Source organism: Streptomyces sp. NPDC059861 (genome assembly GCF_042731435.1).
Lineage (GTDB): Bacteria > Actinomycetota > Actinomycetes > Streptomycetales > Streptomycetaceae > Streptomyces.
This window is the reverse complement of record NZ_JBHWJQ010000050.1, coordinates 13,329-28,170: the sequence shown is the minus strand read 5'-3', so window position 1 is coordinate 28,170 and position 14,842 is coordinate 13,329. Positions and strand designations below refer to the sequence as shown.

Sequence of the window (14,842 nt, the reverse complement as noted above, 5' to 3'; positions counted from 1 at the left end):
GATGTCGAAGCTCGGCAACCTCGGTGCCCGACTGCACCGCGGCGAGGTCAGCTACGACTTCGTCGGCAACCGCAAGATCTGGTACGGCATCTCGATCCTGATCACCATCACGGCCATCGTCGGCCTGGCGGTGCGGGGCCTGAACATGGGCATCGAGTTCCAGGGCGGTGCCGTCTTCACCACCCCGAAGACGTCCGTCTCGGTCACCCAGGCCGAGGAGTACGCGGAGGCGGCCTCCGGGCACGACGCGATCGTCCAGCAGCTCGGCAACGGCAGCCTGCGCATCCAGATCGCGGGCATCGACACCGCCCAGGCGGACCGGATCAACCAGGCGCTGGCCGACGACATGAAGGTCGACGCCGAGAAGATCAACGCCGAACTGGTCGGCCCCAGCTGGGGTGAGCAGATCGCCAACAAGGCCTGGCAGGGCCTGGGGATCTTCCTGGTGCTGGTGGTGATCTACCTGGCGATCGCCTTCGAGTGGCGGATGGCGGTCGCGGCGTTCGTCGCGCTGATCCACGACATCACCATCACGGTCGGCATCTACGCCCTCGTGGGCTTCGAGGTCACACCGGGCACGGTGATCGGTCTGCTGACGATCCTCGGTTATTCGCTGTACGACACGGTGGTCGTCTTCGACAGCCTCAAGGAACAGACGAAGGACATCACCAAACAGACCCGCTGGACCTACAGCGACATCGCCAACCGGTCGATCAACAGCACCCTGGTCCGGTCGATCAACACCACGGTGGTCGCTCTGCTGCCGGTGGCGGGCCTGCTGTTCATCGGTGGCGGCGTGCTCGGTGCCGGCATGCTCAACGACATCTCGCTGTCGCTGTTCGTCGGCCTGGCGGCCGGTGCGTACTCCTCGATCTTCATCGCCACGCCGCTCGTCGCCGACCTCAAGGAGCGCGAGCCGAAGCTGAAGGCGCTGCGCAAGCGGGTCCTCGCCAAGCGGGCGCAGGGCGCCGACCCGGGGGAGACGTCGGCCGCCGACGACGCGGGCGAGCCGTTCGGCGACGAGCCGGACGACGCCGCTCACGCGGTGGTCGGCCCGCGCAACCAGCCCGCGTCCCGTACGCGCGGACGTGGCCGGCCCTCGGGGAAGCGCCGATGACCGACATCAGGGAGCTGCTGCTCAGCCGCATCCGTGACGTGGCCGACTACCCGGAGCCGGGCGTGATGTTCAAGGACATCACCCCGCTCCTGGCGGACCCGGCGGCGTTCACGGCGCTGACGGACGCACTGGCCGAGATCGTGGAGCGCACCGGCGCCACCAAGGTGGTCGGTCTGGAGGCCCGCGGCTTCATCCTCGGCGCCCCGGTCGCGGTGCGGGCCGGCGTCGGCTTCATCCCCGTACGCAAGGCGGGCAAGCTCCCCGGAGCGACGCTGCGCCAGGCGTACGACCTGGAGTACGGCTCGGCCGAGATCGAGGTGCACGCCGAGGACCTGAACGACGGCGACCGTGTCCTGGTCGTCGACGACGTCCTCGCGACCGGCGGCACGGCGGAGGCCTCCGTGGAGCTCATCCGCCGCGCCGGTGCCCAGATCGCGGGCGTTGCCGTCCTGATGGAACTGGCCTTCCTGAACGGCCGCGCCCGTCTGGAGCCGGCCCTGGCCGGAGCGCCGCTGGAGGCTCTGCTCACGGTCTGACCGACCCCGGCCCCGCATGCCCTGGAGGCGCCCCGCACCTGGAGGGGCGCCTCTGCTGCTTCGCCCTGCACCAGCTCACCGCGCTCCGCCAGCTCACCGGCGCTCCGCCCGGTCACGGCCCTCCGCCCGGTCACGGCCCTCCGCCGGGTCACTGCGCTCCGCCAGCTCACCGGCGCTCCGCCCGGTCACGGCCCTCCGCCAGGTCACTGCCCTCCGCCAGGGTCACCGCGCTCCGGCAGCTCACCGGCGCTCCGCCCGGTCACCGGCTCTCCGCCAGCTCACGGGCGCTCCGCCCGGTCACCGCGCTCCGGCAGCTCACCGGCGCTCCGCCAGGGTCACCGCGCTCCGGCAGCTCATCGGCGCTCCGCCAGGGTCACCGCGCTCCGGCAGCTCATCGGCGTTCCGCCCGGTCACCGGGCTCCGCCTCCGGCACGACCACCCGCTCGCGTCCCACGGCGCGGGCTCGGCCGCCGGTACCGCGCCGGCATCCGGCCCTTCGCCCGAAGGGACCGTTTCCCCGGCGCCCACGCGAGCTCCCGGGCCCCCAGCACCCCCGGCCAGCCCCCCGGCACGCAAGCCCCCGTAACGCCCTGGCCGCCCCCGCGCGAGCTGTGTGACACCGTTGACAGGAGGCCGGAGGAATCCGGTGGCCGGGGTTGGCGTTCCCTGGGTACACGGCCCTCACATCGGCCTGAAGGCGATCCTGGAGCTCAGGCTCGCTACCATGGGGTCTCCGGAGCCTGACCGGGGGACCCGGATCGCGCACGAGGAGCCCTCTTGCCAGACGAGGCCCAGCACCTGACCGCCGCCAAGCCCGAGCGCGCTTCGGAGCAGGCGGCCCAGCCCGCGCAGCACCCGAAGAACGACGCTCGCGGGTCGGTCGAGCACGCCCAGTCCGCGCCTGTCGCGAAGGGCGCCGAGCAGGCGCGTCCCAAACCGGCCGCTCCCGAGCGCCCCGCCTCCACGGCCCCGATCCGTCCCGCCGCGACGCCCCAGACGCCCCGCTCCGGCTCCTCCAACCGCGTCCGGGCCCGCCTGGCCCGCCTCGGTGTCCAGCGCGCCAACCCGTACAACCCGGTTCTGGAGCCCCTGCTCCGGATAGTCCGCAGCAACGACCCGAAGATCGAGACGTCGACGCTGCGCCAGATCGAGAAGGCCTACCAGGTAGCCGAGCGCTGGCACCGCGGCCAGAAGCGCAAGAGCGGCGATCCGTACATCACGCACCCCCTCGCCGTGACCACGATCCTCGCCGAGCTCGGCATGGATCCGGCCACCCTCATGGCGGGCCTGCTGCACGACACCGTCGAGGACACCGAGTACGGGCTGGAGGACCTGCGCCGCGACTTCGGCGACGTGGTCGCCCTGCTCGTGGACGGTGTCACCAAGCTGGACAAGGTCAAGTTCGGCGAGGCCGCGCAGGCCGAGACCGTGCGCAAGATGGTCGTGGCCATGGCCAAGGACCCGCGCGTCCTGGTCATCAAGCTCGCCGACCGCCTGCACAACATGCGCACCATGCGTTACCTCAAGCGCGAGAAGCAGGAGAAGAAGGCGCGCGAGACCCTGGAGATCTACGCGCCGCTCGCCCACCGCCTCGGCATGAACACCATCAAGTGGGAACTGGAGGACCTCGCGTTCGCGATCCTCTATCCCAAGATGTACGACGAGATCGTACGGCTGGTGGCCGAGCGGGCACCGAAGCGTGACGAGTACCTGGCCATAGTGACCGACGAGGTCCAGCAGGACCTGCGTTCCGCCCGCATCAAGGCGACGGTCACCGGCCGCCCGAAGCACTACTACAGCGTCTACCAGAAGATGATCGTCCGCGGCCGTGACTTCGCGGAGATCTACGACCTGGTGGGCATCCGCGTCCTCGTGGACACCGTCCGCGACTGCTACGCGGCCCTCGGCACGGTGCACGCGCGATGGAACCCGGTCCCCGGCCGGTTCAAGGACTACATCGCGATGCCCAAGTTCAACATGTACCAGTCGCTGCACACGACGGTGATCGGCCCCAACGGCAAGCCGGTCGAACTCCAGATCCGGACGTTCGACATGCACCGCCGCGCCGAGTACGGCATCGCCGCCCACTGGAAGTACAAGCAGGAGGCCGTCGCCGGCACCTCCAAGGTGCGTACCGACGTGCCCAAGGCGTCCGGCAAGGACAAGGACGCCATCAACGACATGGCGTGGCTGCGGCAGCTCCTCGACTGGCAGAAGGAGACCGAGGACCCCAGCGAGTTCCTGGAGTCCCTGCGCTTCGACCTCTCCCGCAACGAGGTCTTCGTCTTCACCCCCAAGGGCGACGTCATAGCGCTTCCGGCGGGTGCCACCCCCGTGGACTTCGCGTACGCCGTGCACACCGAGGTCGGTCACCGCACCATAGGGGCGCGGGTCAACGGCCGTCTCGTACCGCTCGAATCCACGCTGGACAACGGCGACCTGGTGGAGGTCTTCACCTCCAAGTCGGCGGGCGCGGGCCCGTCCCGCGACTGGCTCGGCTTCGTGAAGTCGCCGCGCGCCCGCAACAAGATCCGGGCGTGGTTCTCCAAGGAGCGCCGCGACGAGGCGATCGAGCAGGGCAAGGACGCCATCGTCCGCGCGATGCGCAAGCAGAACCTGCCGATCCAGCGCATCCTCACCGGCGACTCTCTGGTGACCCTGGCGCACGAGATGCGCTACCCGGACATCTCCGCGCTGTACGCGGCGATCGGCGAGGGCCACGTCTCCGCGCAGAACGTGGTGCAAAAGCTCGTCCAGGCTTTCGGCGGCGAGGAGGCGGCCACCGAGGAGATCGACGAGAGCGTGCCGCCGGCACGCGGACGCAGCCGCAAGCGCCGGTCCAGCGCCGACCCGGGCGTGGTCGTCAAGGGCGTCGACGACGTGTGGGTCAAGCTGGCCCGCTGCTGTACGCCCGTCCCCGGTGACCCGATCATCGGCTTCGTCACGCGCGGTAGTGGTGTATCGGTTCACCGCAGCGACTGTGTCAACGTGGAGTCACTGTCCCGTGAGCCCGAGCGCATCCTCGAGGTCGAGTGGGCGCCCACCCAGTCCTCGGTCTTCCTGGTCGCCATCCAGGTCGAGGCCCTCGACCGCTCCCGGCTCCTCTCCGACGTCACGCGCGTGCTGTCCGATCAGCACGTCAACATCCTCTCCGCGGCCGTCCAGACCTCCCGCGACCGCGTCGCCACCTCGCGCTTCACCTTCGAGATGGGCGACCCGAAGCACCTCGGCCATGTGCTGAAGGCGGTCCGGGGCGTCGAGGGCGTCTACGACGTGTACCGGGTGACGTCGGCGCGCACCAGGGCGTAAGGGGCGCGCACCGGGCGTAGGCGGCCCCGCACACGAGAACGGGCCCCGTACCTCGGTACGGGGCCCGCTGCCTCGGTGTGCGTTCGTCAGCCGCCGAACTCCTGAAGGCCCTTCAGGGCCTGGTCCAGGAGCGCCTGGCGGCCCTCCAGCTCACGCTCCAGCTTGTCGGCCTTGGCGTTGTTGCCCTGGGTGCGCGCCTGCTCGATCTGCTTCTGGAGTTTGTCGACCGCCGCCTGGAGCTGGCCGGTCAGACCCTCGGCACGCGCGCGTGCCTCCGGGTTCGTCCGGCGCCACTCGGCCTCCTCGGCCTCCTGGATGGCCCGCTCCACGGCGTGCATCCGGCCCTCGACCTTCGGCCGGGCGTCGCGCGGCACATGGCCGATGGCCTCCCAGCGCTCGTTCACCGAGCGGAAGGCGGCCCGCGCGGTCTTCAGATCGGTGACCGGGAGGATCTTCTCGGCCTCCTCGGCCAGCTCCTCCTTGAGCTTGAGGTTCTCCGACTGCTCCGCGTCCCGCTCGGCGAAGACCGAGCTGCGGGCGGCGAAGAAGACGTCCTGGGCGCCGCGGAAGCGGTTCCAGAGGTCGTCCTCGTGCTCGCGCTGGGCGCGGCCCGCCGCCTTCCACTCCGTCATCAGGTCGCGGTAGCGCGCGGCCGTCGGACCCCAGTCCGTCGAGGCCGACAGCCCCTCGGCCTCGGCGACCAGCCGCTCCTTGGTCTTGCGGGCGTCCTCGCGCTGCGCGTCCAGCTGGGCGAAGTGCGCCTTGCGACGCTTGGAGAACGCCGACCTGGCGTGCGAGAAGCGGTGCCACAGCTCGTCGTCCGACTTGCGGTCCAGCCGCGGCAGTCCCTTCCAGGTGTCCACCAGGGCCCGCAGCCGCTCACCGGCCGCCCGCCACTGGTCGGACTGGGCCAGTTCCTCCGCCTCGGCGACCAGCGCCTCCTTGGAGTGCCGGGCCTCGTCGGTCTGCCGCGCCCGCTGCGCCTTGCGCTCCTCGCGGCGCGCCTCGACGGTCTGCACGAGCTTGTCCAGCCGGGTCCGCAGCGCGTCCAGATCACCGACGGCGTGGTGAGCGTCGATCTGCTCGCGCAGATGGTCGACGGCCGCCGTCGCGTCCTTCGCCGACAGGTCGGTGGTCTTCACTCGCTTCTCGAGGAGGCCGATCTCGACAACCAGGCCCTCGTACTTGCGCTCGAAGTAGGCCAACGCTTCCTCGGGGGAGCCGGCCTGCCAGGAACCGACGACCTGCTCGCCGTCGGCCGTACGCACGTACACGGTCCCCGTCTCGTCGACGCGGCCCCACGGGTCGCTGCTCACAGCGCCTCCTCCACATGATGCCTGCGGGGGGCCTCAGCTCCCCCGGGCATCGTCCACAGTTTCGTCACGGCCAACATAGGCGACCGGCGGGTTGCCTGTCCGCATCCCGCGCGACCGAAATTTCGCAGTTGGGGGTCAGGATTTCGCGACGGTTGCCTTGTTGACCACGACCGTCGCGTTGGGTGCTCCGTCACCGGCGCCGGTGCTCTCGCCCGCCTCGGCGATCTTCTTCAGAACCGCCATTCCGGACTCGGAGACGGTACCGAACGGTGTGTAGCTGGGTGGCAGCTGACTGTCCTGGTAGACCAGGAAGAACTGGCTGCCGTTGGTGTGGGGACCGGAGTTGGCCATCGCGACCGTGCCCGCCGGATAGACGTTGCCCTTCAGGCTCTTGTCCTTGAGGTTCTCGTCCTTGAACTGGTACCCGGGGCCACCGCTGCCACTGGCCGTCGGGTCGCCGCACTGGAGCACGTAGATGCCGTTGGTCGTCAGCCGGTGGCACTTGGTGTGGTCGAAGTAGCCCTTGCCCGCCAGGAAGTTGAACGAGTTGACGGTGTGGGGGGCCGCCGACGCCTTCAGGGCGACGTCTATGTCGCCGCAGGTCGTCGCGAGGCTCATGGTGTAGTCGGCCGACTTGTCGATGGTCATCGCCGGCTCCTTCTTCCAGGTCTCCGTCGTGGCCTTGCCGGCGGCCGGCTTGTCGCACGGGTCCGGAGCCTTGGACGGCGACGCGCTCTCCGTGACCTCCGCGCCCGCGTTGGTCTTGCCGTCGTCCTTGAGCACGCCGGTCGTGTACAGCGCGAGGCTGCCGATCAGGACCACGCCGAGCGCCGACGCGATCACGGCGTTGCGCGTGCGCGACTTGCGCCGGGCGTCGGTGCGCCGCTGCTGCTGCCGCAAGAACTTCTCCCGGGCGAGCTGACGCCGCCGCTGTTCCTGGCTGACCACCGGATCTACTCCTCATGCGTCTAGAACGTCGACCGGTACGTGTGCGTCCTGTGGGCCGACCGCCTGCGTGTGCCCCGTACCGTATATGGGTTCGCTGAGGAATCGGCAGCGCCGGTAGGCTCTTGACGTCCGGCGAGGCCGTCGCCGAAGCCACCCGAATCGACACAACGAAGGACGATCGTGCTCATTGCCGGGTTCCCCGCCGGGGCCTGGGGGACGAACTGTTATCTCGTCGCCCCCGCCGCCGGTGAGGAGTGCGTGATCATCGACCCGGGCCACCAAGCGGCCCCTGGAGTCGAGGAAGCGCTGAAGAAGCATCGGCTCAAGCCCGTCGCCGTCGTCCTCAGCCATGGCCACATCGACCACGTGGCCTCGGTCGTCCCGGTCTGCGGAGCGCACGACATACCGGCCTGGATCCACCCCGAGGACCGCTACATGATGAGCGACCCGGAGAAGGGCATCGGCCGGTCCATCGGGATGCCGCTCATGGGCGAGCTCACCGTGGGGGAGCCGGACGACGTGAGGGAGCTCGCCGACGGGGCGAGGCTGGAACTGGCGGGACTGGAGTTCTCCGTGGCGCACGCTCCGGGCCATACCAAGGGGTCGGTGACCTTCCGGATGCCCGAGGCAGCGGACATCCCGTCCGTGTTCTTCTCCGGGGATCTGCTGTTCGCCGGCTCCGTCGGACGCACCGACCTGCCCGGCGGTGACATGGCCGAGATGCTCGACTCGCTGGCCCGTGTGTGCCTGCCGCTCGACGACTCGACCGTGGTGCTGTCCGGCCACGGCCCCCAGACCACCATCGGCCAGGAGCGCGCCACCAACCCGTATCTGCGGCAGGTGGCCGCCGGCCAGGGAGTCCCCGGGACTCCCCGACGAGGAATGTGACGAGAGACTTCCCGTGAGCACCTTCAAGGCCCCTAAGGGCACGTACGACCTGATCCCGCCGGACAGCGCCAAGTACCTGGCCGTCCGCGAGGCGATCGCCGCCCCGCTGCGCAACTCCGGCTACGGCTACATCGAGACGCCCGGCTTCGAGAGCGTCGAGCTCTTCGCGCGCGGTGTCGGCGAGTCCACCGACATCGTCACCAAGGAGATGTACGCCTTCGAGACCAAGGGCGGCGACCGGCTCGCCCTGCGCCCCGAGGGCACGGCGTCGGTGCTGCGCGCCGCGCTGGAGGCCAACCTGCACAAGGCGGGCAACCTGCCCGTCAAGCTCTGGTACTCGGGCTCGTACTACCGCTACGAGCGCCCCCAGAAGGGCCGTTACCGCCACTTCTCCCAGGTCGGTGCCGAGGCGATCGGCGCGGAGGACCCCGCCCTCGACGCCGAGTTGATCATCCTGGCCGACCAGGCGTACCGGTCGCTGGGCCTGAGCAACTTCCGCATCCTGCTCAACAGCCTGGGCGACAAGGAGTGCCGACCCGTCTACCGGGCCGCCCTCCAGGAGTTCCTGCGCGGCCTGGACCTCGACGAGGACACCCTGCGCCGGGCGGACATCAATCCGCTGCGGGTGCTGGACGACAAGCGCGAGTCGGTGCAGAAGCAGCTCACCGGCGCCCCCCTGCTGCGCGACTACCTCTGCGACGCCTGCAAGGCGTACCACGAGGAGGTCCGCGAGCTGATCACCGCCGCGGGCGTCGCCTTCGAGGACGACCCGAAGCTGGTGCGCGGGCTGGACTACTACACACGGACCACCTTCGAGTTCGTCCACGACGGCCTCGGCTCGCAGTCCGCGGTGGGCGGCGGCGGGCGCTACGACGGCCTGTCCGAGATGATCGGCGGCCCCGCGCTGCCGTCCGTCGGCTGGGCCCTCGGTGTCGACCGCACGGTGCTCGCCCTGGAGGCGGAGGGCGTCGAGCTCGAACTCCCCGCCGCCACCAGCGTGTTCGCGGTGCCGCTCGGGGAGGAGGCCCGGCGCGTGCTGTTCGCCAAGGTCACCGAGCTGCGCAAGCTCGGGGTCGCCGCCGACTTCTCCTACGGCGCCAAGGGCCTCAAGGGCGCCATGAAGAACGCCAACCGCAGCGGTGCGCGCTACACGATCGTGGCTGGCGAACGCGACCTCGCGGAGGGCGTGGTCCAGCTCAAGGACATGGAGTCCGGCGAGCAGACGGCCGTCGGCGTCAACGAGATCGTGGCCGAACTGGAAGCCCGGCTGGGCTGATCACGTCGACGGGGGCGCCGGAGGTCCCAGGGGGCGTCCGGCGCCCCTCACGCATGTCCGGAACCGATCGGCGGGCCGTGGCTCCTTATGTGCAGCGAACGGTGGACTTACGCGCGGGTGCGGCACAATGTCCCCTGCCGGAAGCAGGCCCCCACCGAAGTGACGGAATCGGCGTGATGAGCAAGACGACAGTCAAGGACGTCTCCACCGAGCCGGAGCCGCGCGGCGCGGCGGCCGAGCCGCGCACGGTCGGCGGCAGCCGGGCCTTCGCCCTGCTGCTGGTGATCACGGGCGCGGCGGGGCTGCTCGCCGCGTGGGTCATCACGCTCGACAAGTTCAAGATCCTGGAGGCCAAGGCCCGGGGCGAGACGTTCACGCCGAGCTGCAGCCTCAACCCGATCGTCTCCTGCGGCAGCGTCATGGAGAGCGCCCAGGCCTCCGTCTTCGGGTTCCCCAACCCGATGCTGGGCCTGGTCAGCTACGGCATCGTGATCTGCGTGGGCGCGAGCCTGCTCGCCCGGGCCCGCTTCCCGCGCTGGTACTGGCTCACCTTCAACGCGGGCACGCTGTTCGGCGTCGTCTTCTGCGCCTGGCTGATGTTCCAGTCGCTGTACCGGATCAACGCGCTGTGCCTGTGGTGCTCGCTGGCCTGGGTCGCCACGATCGTCATGTTCTGGTACGTGACGTCGTTCAACATCCGCAACGGTTTCCTGCTGGCCCCCGCCGGCCTCAAGCGGTTCTTCGCCGAGTTCACCTGGGTGCTGCCGGTCACGCACATCGGGATCATCGTCATGCTGATCCTGACCCGCTGGGGCAGTCAGCTCTGGGCCTGAGCACGGGGGCGGGCGGCGTTGTCGGTGCCGTGATTTAGGGTTTCAGCGTGGAGCCCGACCTGTTCACCGCCGCCGCAGAAGAACGCCAGGAGAAGGACCCGACCGCGAGTCCCCTGGCGGTGCGGATGCGCCCCCGCACCCTCGACGAGGTCGTGGGCCAGCAGCATCTGCTGAAGCCCGGCTCGCCCCTGCGCCGGCTGGTCGGCGAGGGCGCCGGAGGACCGGCGGGCCCGTCCTCGGTGATCCTCTGGGGCCCGCCCGGCACCGGCAAGACGACCCTGGCGTACGTCGTCTCCAAGGCGACCGACAAGCGGTTCGTGGAGCTGTCCGCGATCACCGCCGGCGTCAAGGAGGTCCGTGCGGTCATCGACGGCGCCCGCCGCGCCACCGGCGGCTTCGGCAAGGAGACCGTCCTCTTCCTGGACGAGATCCACCGCTTCAGCAAGGCCCAGCAGGACTCTCTCCTCCCGGCCGTCGAGAACCGCTGGGTCACGCTGATCGCGGCCACGACCGAGAACCCGTACTTCTCGATCATCTCGCCCCTGCTCTCCCGCTCCCTGCTGCTGACGCTCGAACCCCTCACCGACGACGACGTGCGCGACCTGATCCGTCGCGCCCTCGCGGACGAGCGCGGTCTGGCCGGCGCCGTCACCCTCCCCGAGGACACCGAGGCCCATCTCCTGCGGATCGCCGGCGGTGACGCCCGCCGCGCCCTGACCGCCCTGGAGGCCGCCGCCGGAGCCGCCCTGGACAAGGGCGAGGCCGAGATCGGCCTCACGACGCTGGAGGAGACGGTCGATCGCGCCGCCGTGAAGTACGACCGCGACGGCGATCAGCACTACGACGTGGCCAGCGCCCTCATCAAGTCGATCCGCGGCTCCGACGTCGACGCCGCGCTGCACTATCTGGCCCGGATGATCGAGGCCGGCGAGGACCCGCGCTTCATCGCCCGCCGCCTGATGATCTCCGCCAGTGAGGACATCGGCCTCGCCGACCCGGGCGCCCTGCCGATCGCGGTCGCGGCGGCCCAGGCGGTCGCCATGGTCGGCTTCCCCGAGGCCGCCCTCACCCTCAGCCACGCCACCATCGCGCTCGCCCTGGCGCCGAAGTCCAACGCCGCGACGACCGCGATCGGCGCCGCCCTGGACGACGTACGCAAGGGGCACGCGGGGCCGGTGCCCGCGCATCTGCGGGACTCCCACTACAAGGGCGCGGGCAAGCTCGGTCACGGGCAGGGGTACGTGTACCCGCACGACCTGCCCGAGGGCATCGCCGAGCAGCAGTACGCGCCGGACGCCCTCAAGGACCGGGAGTACTACACGCCGACCCGGCACGGCGCGGAGGCGCGGTACGCGGACGCCGTCGAGTGGACCAGGAAACACCTCGGTCGTAAGCGGTCCTGAGCACCCTGTAGAATTCCTCGCAGTGCTGAGTCCCGTGCAGTCAGAGCGGGACAGCCAGTCGGAGACCCAGTCCCTCGCGGGCTGACTCCAGGAGCGTCGCGCACCGTCGAATGGTGTCGCGGGCAGCCCACCACCACCCAAGCACGACGGGATCGGTCGGTGGGCCGTTCGTGTGCTGCACGTATGTGCCCAGACCAGGGGAGCGGCTGCCCGGCAGGTCCTCGCGGACCTGGTGGGTTTCCCCGGCTGCGGATGCGACCTCCCTCAGATCTGACGAGCCGGAAACTAGGAAAGAGACACAGACAGTGGCGAACCAGTCCCGCCCCAAGGTCAAGAAGTCGCGTGCCCTCGGCATCGCGCTGACCCCGAAGGCCGTCAAGTACTTCGAGGCCCGCCCCTACCCGCCGGGTGAGCACGGCCGCGGCCGCAAGCAGAACTCGGACTACAAGGTCCGTCTGCTGGAGAAGCAGCGTCTGCGCGCGCAGTACGACGTGTCCGAGCGTCAGCTCGTCCGCGCCTACGAGCGTGCCTCCAAGGTTCAGGGCAAGACCGGTGAGGCCCTGATCATCGAGCTGGAGCGTCGCCTCGACGCCCTGGTCCTGCGTTCGGGCATCGCCCGCACGATCTACCAGGCCCGTCAGATGGTCGTCCACGGCCACATCGAGGTCAACGGTCAGAAGGTCGACAAGCCCTCGTTCCGCGTCCGTCCCGACGACGTCGTGATGGTCCGCGAGCGCAGCCGCGAGAAGACCCTCTTCTCCATCGCCCGTGAGGGCGGTTTCGCCCCCGACGGCGAGACCCCGCGCTACCTCCAGGTGAACCTCCGCGCCCTGGCCTTCCGCCTGGACCGTGAGCCGAACCGCAAGGAGATCCCGGTGATCTGCGACGAGCAGCTCGTCGTCGAGTACTACGCCCGCTGACCCGGACGTAGCACCGCCCGCGCATCAGCCCGCCGTCTCCCCGCCCTTCCGGGTGGGCGAGGCGGCGGGCTCTCGCATGTGCGCGACGCCCCGGGCCTGCCGTACCGGCCCGCGCGGCTCCGGCAGCGCCGCCACCTGCCACGGCCGGCCGAGCGCCAGACCCACCGCCTCCTCCCGATCGAGCCGCGCCCCCTGCCGTACGCACGCCTCGTAGCGTTCGTCGCCGAGCAGTTGCCGGGCCGTCGCCTCGCACAGGGCGTGCGGAGTGTTGTAGTACGCCGAGCCGAACAGCGGCAGGCCCACCGACGGCCACATTCCCCGCGCCGCCCCCTGGAGCACCGCGGCCTCGGCCGGATCGCCGTCCGCCGTGGTCACCAGCGCCAGCAGCTCGATCGCCAGCACCGAGCCGAGCAGGTCGTGGAAGGCGTGGGCGCCGGACAGGCAGTCGGTGAGCAGGGCGCGGGCACCGGCCGGGTCGCCCTCGGTCCAGGTGGCGTACGCCAGGACGAACAGCGCGTAGCCGCGGGCCCAGCGCTCGCCGTGGTCCTCGCACACCCGGCGCACGTCGTCGCACAGCTTCACCGCGTCGGCCAGATCGCCCTGGAACGCCCGTGCCATCGCCAGCTCCACCTGGCCCATCAGGACGTTGCTGTTCAGCTCGCCGATCTCCTGGTAGCGGTCCAACGCCGAGCGCAGCAGCGTTTCTGCGCGGGGCATGTCGTCCGTGACCAGCGCCAGACAGCCGGTGCGGTGCTCCGCGTACGCCAGTGCCGTAACGTTCCCGGACCGCTCCGCCTCCTCCCGGCACTCCTGGAGCGCGGCCAGGGCCGGCACCGGATCGCCCTGGAGGACAGCGACGTAACCGAGCACCCACAGGGCCTTCAGCCGGGAGTGCTCGTTGCCGGAGTCCAGTTGCAGACCCCGCTCCAGCCAGTGCCGGCCCTCCGACAGCCGGCCGCAGCCCGCCCAGTAGAACCACAGCGAGCCCGCGAGGTACTGGCCCAGATGGGCCTCCTCCGGCTCGGTCAGGCAGTAGTCCAGGGCGGAGCGCAGATTCGGCAGCTCCACGTCGACGCACGCCGCCACCTGGCCCTGGCGCGGCGAGAACCAGTCCAGCTCGCACCAGGTCGCCAGGCCGACGTACCAGTCGCGGTGCCGCCGCCGCAGCCGGGCCGCGTCACCGGCCGCCGTCAGCCACTCCGCGCCGTACGCCCGGACCGTGTCCAGCATCCGGTAGCGCGGCCCTGCCGGAGTCTCCTCGCGGGTCACCACTGACTGCGCGATCAGCTCGGTCAGCACGTCGAGGACGTCGTCGGCGTCCAGCCCGCCGCCACTGCACACGTACTCGGCGGCCTCCAGGTCGAACGCGCCGGCGAACACCGACAGCCGCGCCCACAGCAACCGTTCCCCGGGCGTGCACAGCTCGTGGCTCCAGCCGATCGCCGTGCGCAGCGTCTGATGCCGATGCGGCGCCTCCCGTCCGCCGCCGGTCAGCATCCGGAACCGGTCGTCGAGCCGGCCCAGCAACTTCCCGGGGGACAGCGCCCGCAGCCGTCCCGCCGCCAGCTCGATCGCCAGCGGGATCCCGTCCAGACGCCGGCACACCTCCCGTACCGCCCGGTCGTCGTCGCACGCCGCCCCGTGCTGTGCGGCACGGTCCGCGAACAGCTCGACCGCCTCCACCTCGCCCAGCGGCGCCAACGGGAACAGCCGCTCGCCCGTCACCCCCAGCGGTCTGCGCCCCACCGCGAGCACGCGCAGCCCCGGGGCCTGCCGCAGCAGCTCCGTCACCAGCGAGGCGCACACGTCCACCAGATGCTCGAACCCGTCAAGGAGCAGGAGGAGTTGGCGCTCGGCGAGATGGGCGAGGAGGGTCTCACGCGGCGGCCGTGTGGTGTGGTCGGTCAGCCCCAGCGCCTCCACGACCGCGTAGTCCACGAACTCCGGATCGCGCACCGGCTCCAGATCCACGCGCCACACCCCGCCCGGCGCCGCGCACCCGGCGGCCGCCCGCGCCGCGAGCCGCGACTTGCCGACCCCGCCGGTCCCGGTCACGGTCACCAGCCGGGAGGCGTCCAGTGTCCGGGCCAGCCCGGCCAGTTCGGCCGACCGACCCACGAACGCGTCCAGCTCCACAGGAAGATTGCCCGGAGTGGGCCCGCCGTCGCGCTGAGGTGGTCGCATGGGACACGGAGCGTACTGAACCGTGTTCAGTCCGTACAATCGCTTCCCGCAACTCGGCCCCTGCCGCGCCGTAATCCGGTACGGAGCGCGAGCCCCGGCGCGATAGGCTCGG

The 14,842-nt window shown here is 70.7% G+C and carries 11 protein-coding genes; 8 read left to right on the top strand and 3 right to left on the bottom strand.

Annotated elements, in window-relative coordinates; genetic code table 11:
* Position 1 precedes the first annotated feature (1 nt).
* The 3 genes from secF to ACFV6X_RS31870 all read left to right on the top strand — a co-directional run bounded on the left by secF (position 2) and on the right by ACFV6X_RS31870 (position 4,962).
* Entirely contained in the window at positions 2–1,117 is a 1,116-nt protein-coding gene (secF, locus tag ACFV6X_RS31880; RefSeq protein WP_385389567.1) for a protein translocase subunit SecF, read from the top strand.
* Complete coding sequence (locus ACFV6X_RS31875) at positions 1,114–1,653, top strand: adenine phosphoribosyltransferase (RefSeq protein WP_385389565.1); 540 nt, start codon at positions 1,114–1,116, stop codon at positions 1,651–1,653. The genes secF and ACFV6X_RS31875 overlap by 4 nt, the downstream gene beginning before the upstream one ends.
* A gap of 777 nt (positions 1,654–2,430) precedes the next feature.
* Positions 2,431–4,962, top strand: a complete 2,532-nt coding sequence (locus ACFV6X_RS31870) for a RelA/SpoT family protein (protein WP_385389563.1) — start codon at positions 2,431–2,433, stop codon at positions 4,960–4,962.
* A gap of 86 nt (positions 4,963–5,048) precedes the next feature.
* Here ACFV6X_RS31870 and ACFV6X_RS31865 read toward each other — a convergent pair whose 3' ends face one another.
* Entirely contained in the window at positions 5,049–6,278 is a 1,230-nt protein-coding gene (locus tag ACFV6X_RS31865) for a DUF349 domain-containing protein (protein WP_385389562.1), read from the bottom strand.
* Between the two features lie 135 nt (positions 6,279–6,413).
* Positions 6,414–7,226 carry a peptidylprolyl isomerase gene (locus ACFV6X_RS31860; protein ID WP_385389560.1) on the bottom strand — a complete coding sequence of 271 codons (813 nt, stop codon included), beginning with the start codon at positions 7,224–7,226 and terminating at the stop codon, positions 6,414–6,416.
* Positions 7,227–7,406: 180 nt separating this feature from the next.
* Here ACFV6X_RS31860 and ACFV6X_RS31855 point away from each other — a divergent pair, with 180 nt between their 5' ends.
* The 5 genes from ACFV6X_RS31855 to rpsD all read left to right on the top strand — a co-directional run bounded on the left by ACFV6X_RS31855 (position 7,407) and on the right by rpsD (position 12,546).
* On the top strand, positions 7,407–8,114 hold the full coding sequence (locus tag ACFV6X_RS31855) for an MBL fold metallo-hydrolase (RefSeq protein ID WP_385389557.1): 708 nt from the start codon (positions 7,407–7,409) through the stop codon (positions 8,112–8,114).
* Positions 8,115–8,127: 13 nt separating this feature from the next.
* Positions 8,128–9,390 (top strand): histidine--tRNA ligase, encoded by a 1,263-nt coding sequence (gene hisS / locus ACFV6X_RS31850; RefSeq protein ID WP_385389554.1) that lies wholly within the window; start codon positions 8,128–8,130, stop codon positions 9,388–9,390.
* A 176-nt stretch (positions 9,391–9,566) separates the two neighbouring features.
* Entirely contained in the window at positions 9,567–10,223 is a 657-nt protein-coding gene (locus tag ACFV6X_RS31845) for a vitamin K epoxide reductase family protein (RefSeq protein WP_385389551.1), read from the top strand.
* Positions 10,224–10,270: 47 nt separating this feature from the next.
* Entirely contained in the window at positions 10,271–11,626 is a 1,356-nt protein-coding gene (locus ACFV6X_RS31840; RefSeq protein WP_385389548.1) for a replication-associated recombination protein A, read from the top strand.
* Between the two features lie 305 nt (positions 11,627–11,931).
* Positions 11,932–12,546 (top strand): 30S ribosomal protein S4, encoded by a 615-nt coding sequence (gene rpsD, locus ACFV6X_RS31835; RefSeq protein WP_123987943.1) that lies wholly within the window; start codon positions 11,932–11,934, stop codon positions 12,544–12,546.
* A 24-nt stretch (positions 12,547–12,570) separates the two neighbouring features.
* Here the strand turns inward: rpsD and ACFV6X_RS31830 are convergent, their stop codons facing one another.
* Positions 12,571–14,730 carry an ATP-binding protein gene (locus ACFV6X_RS31830; RefSeq protein ID WP_385389545.1) on the bottom strand — a complete coding sequence of 720 codons (2,160 nt, stop codon included), beginning with the start codon at positions 14,728–14,730 and terminating at the stop codon, positions 12,571–12,573.
* Positions 14,731–14,842 lie beyond the last annotated feature (112 nt).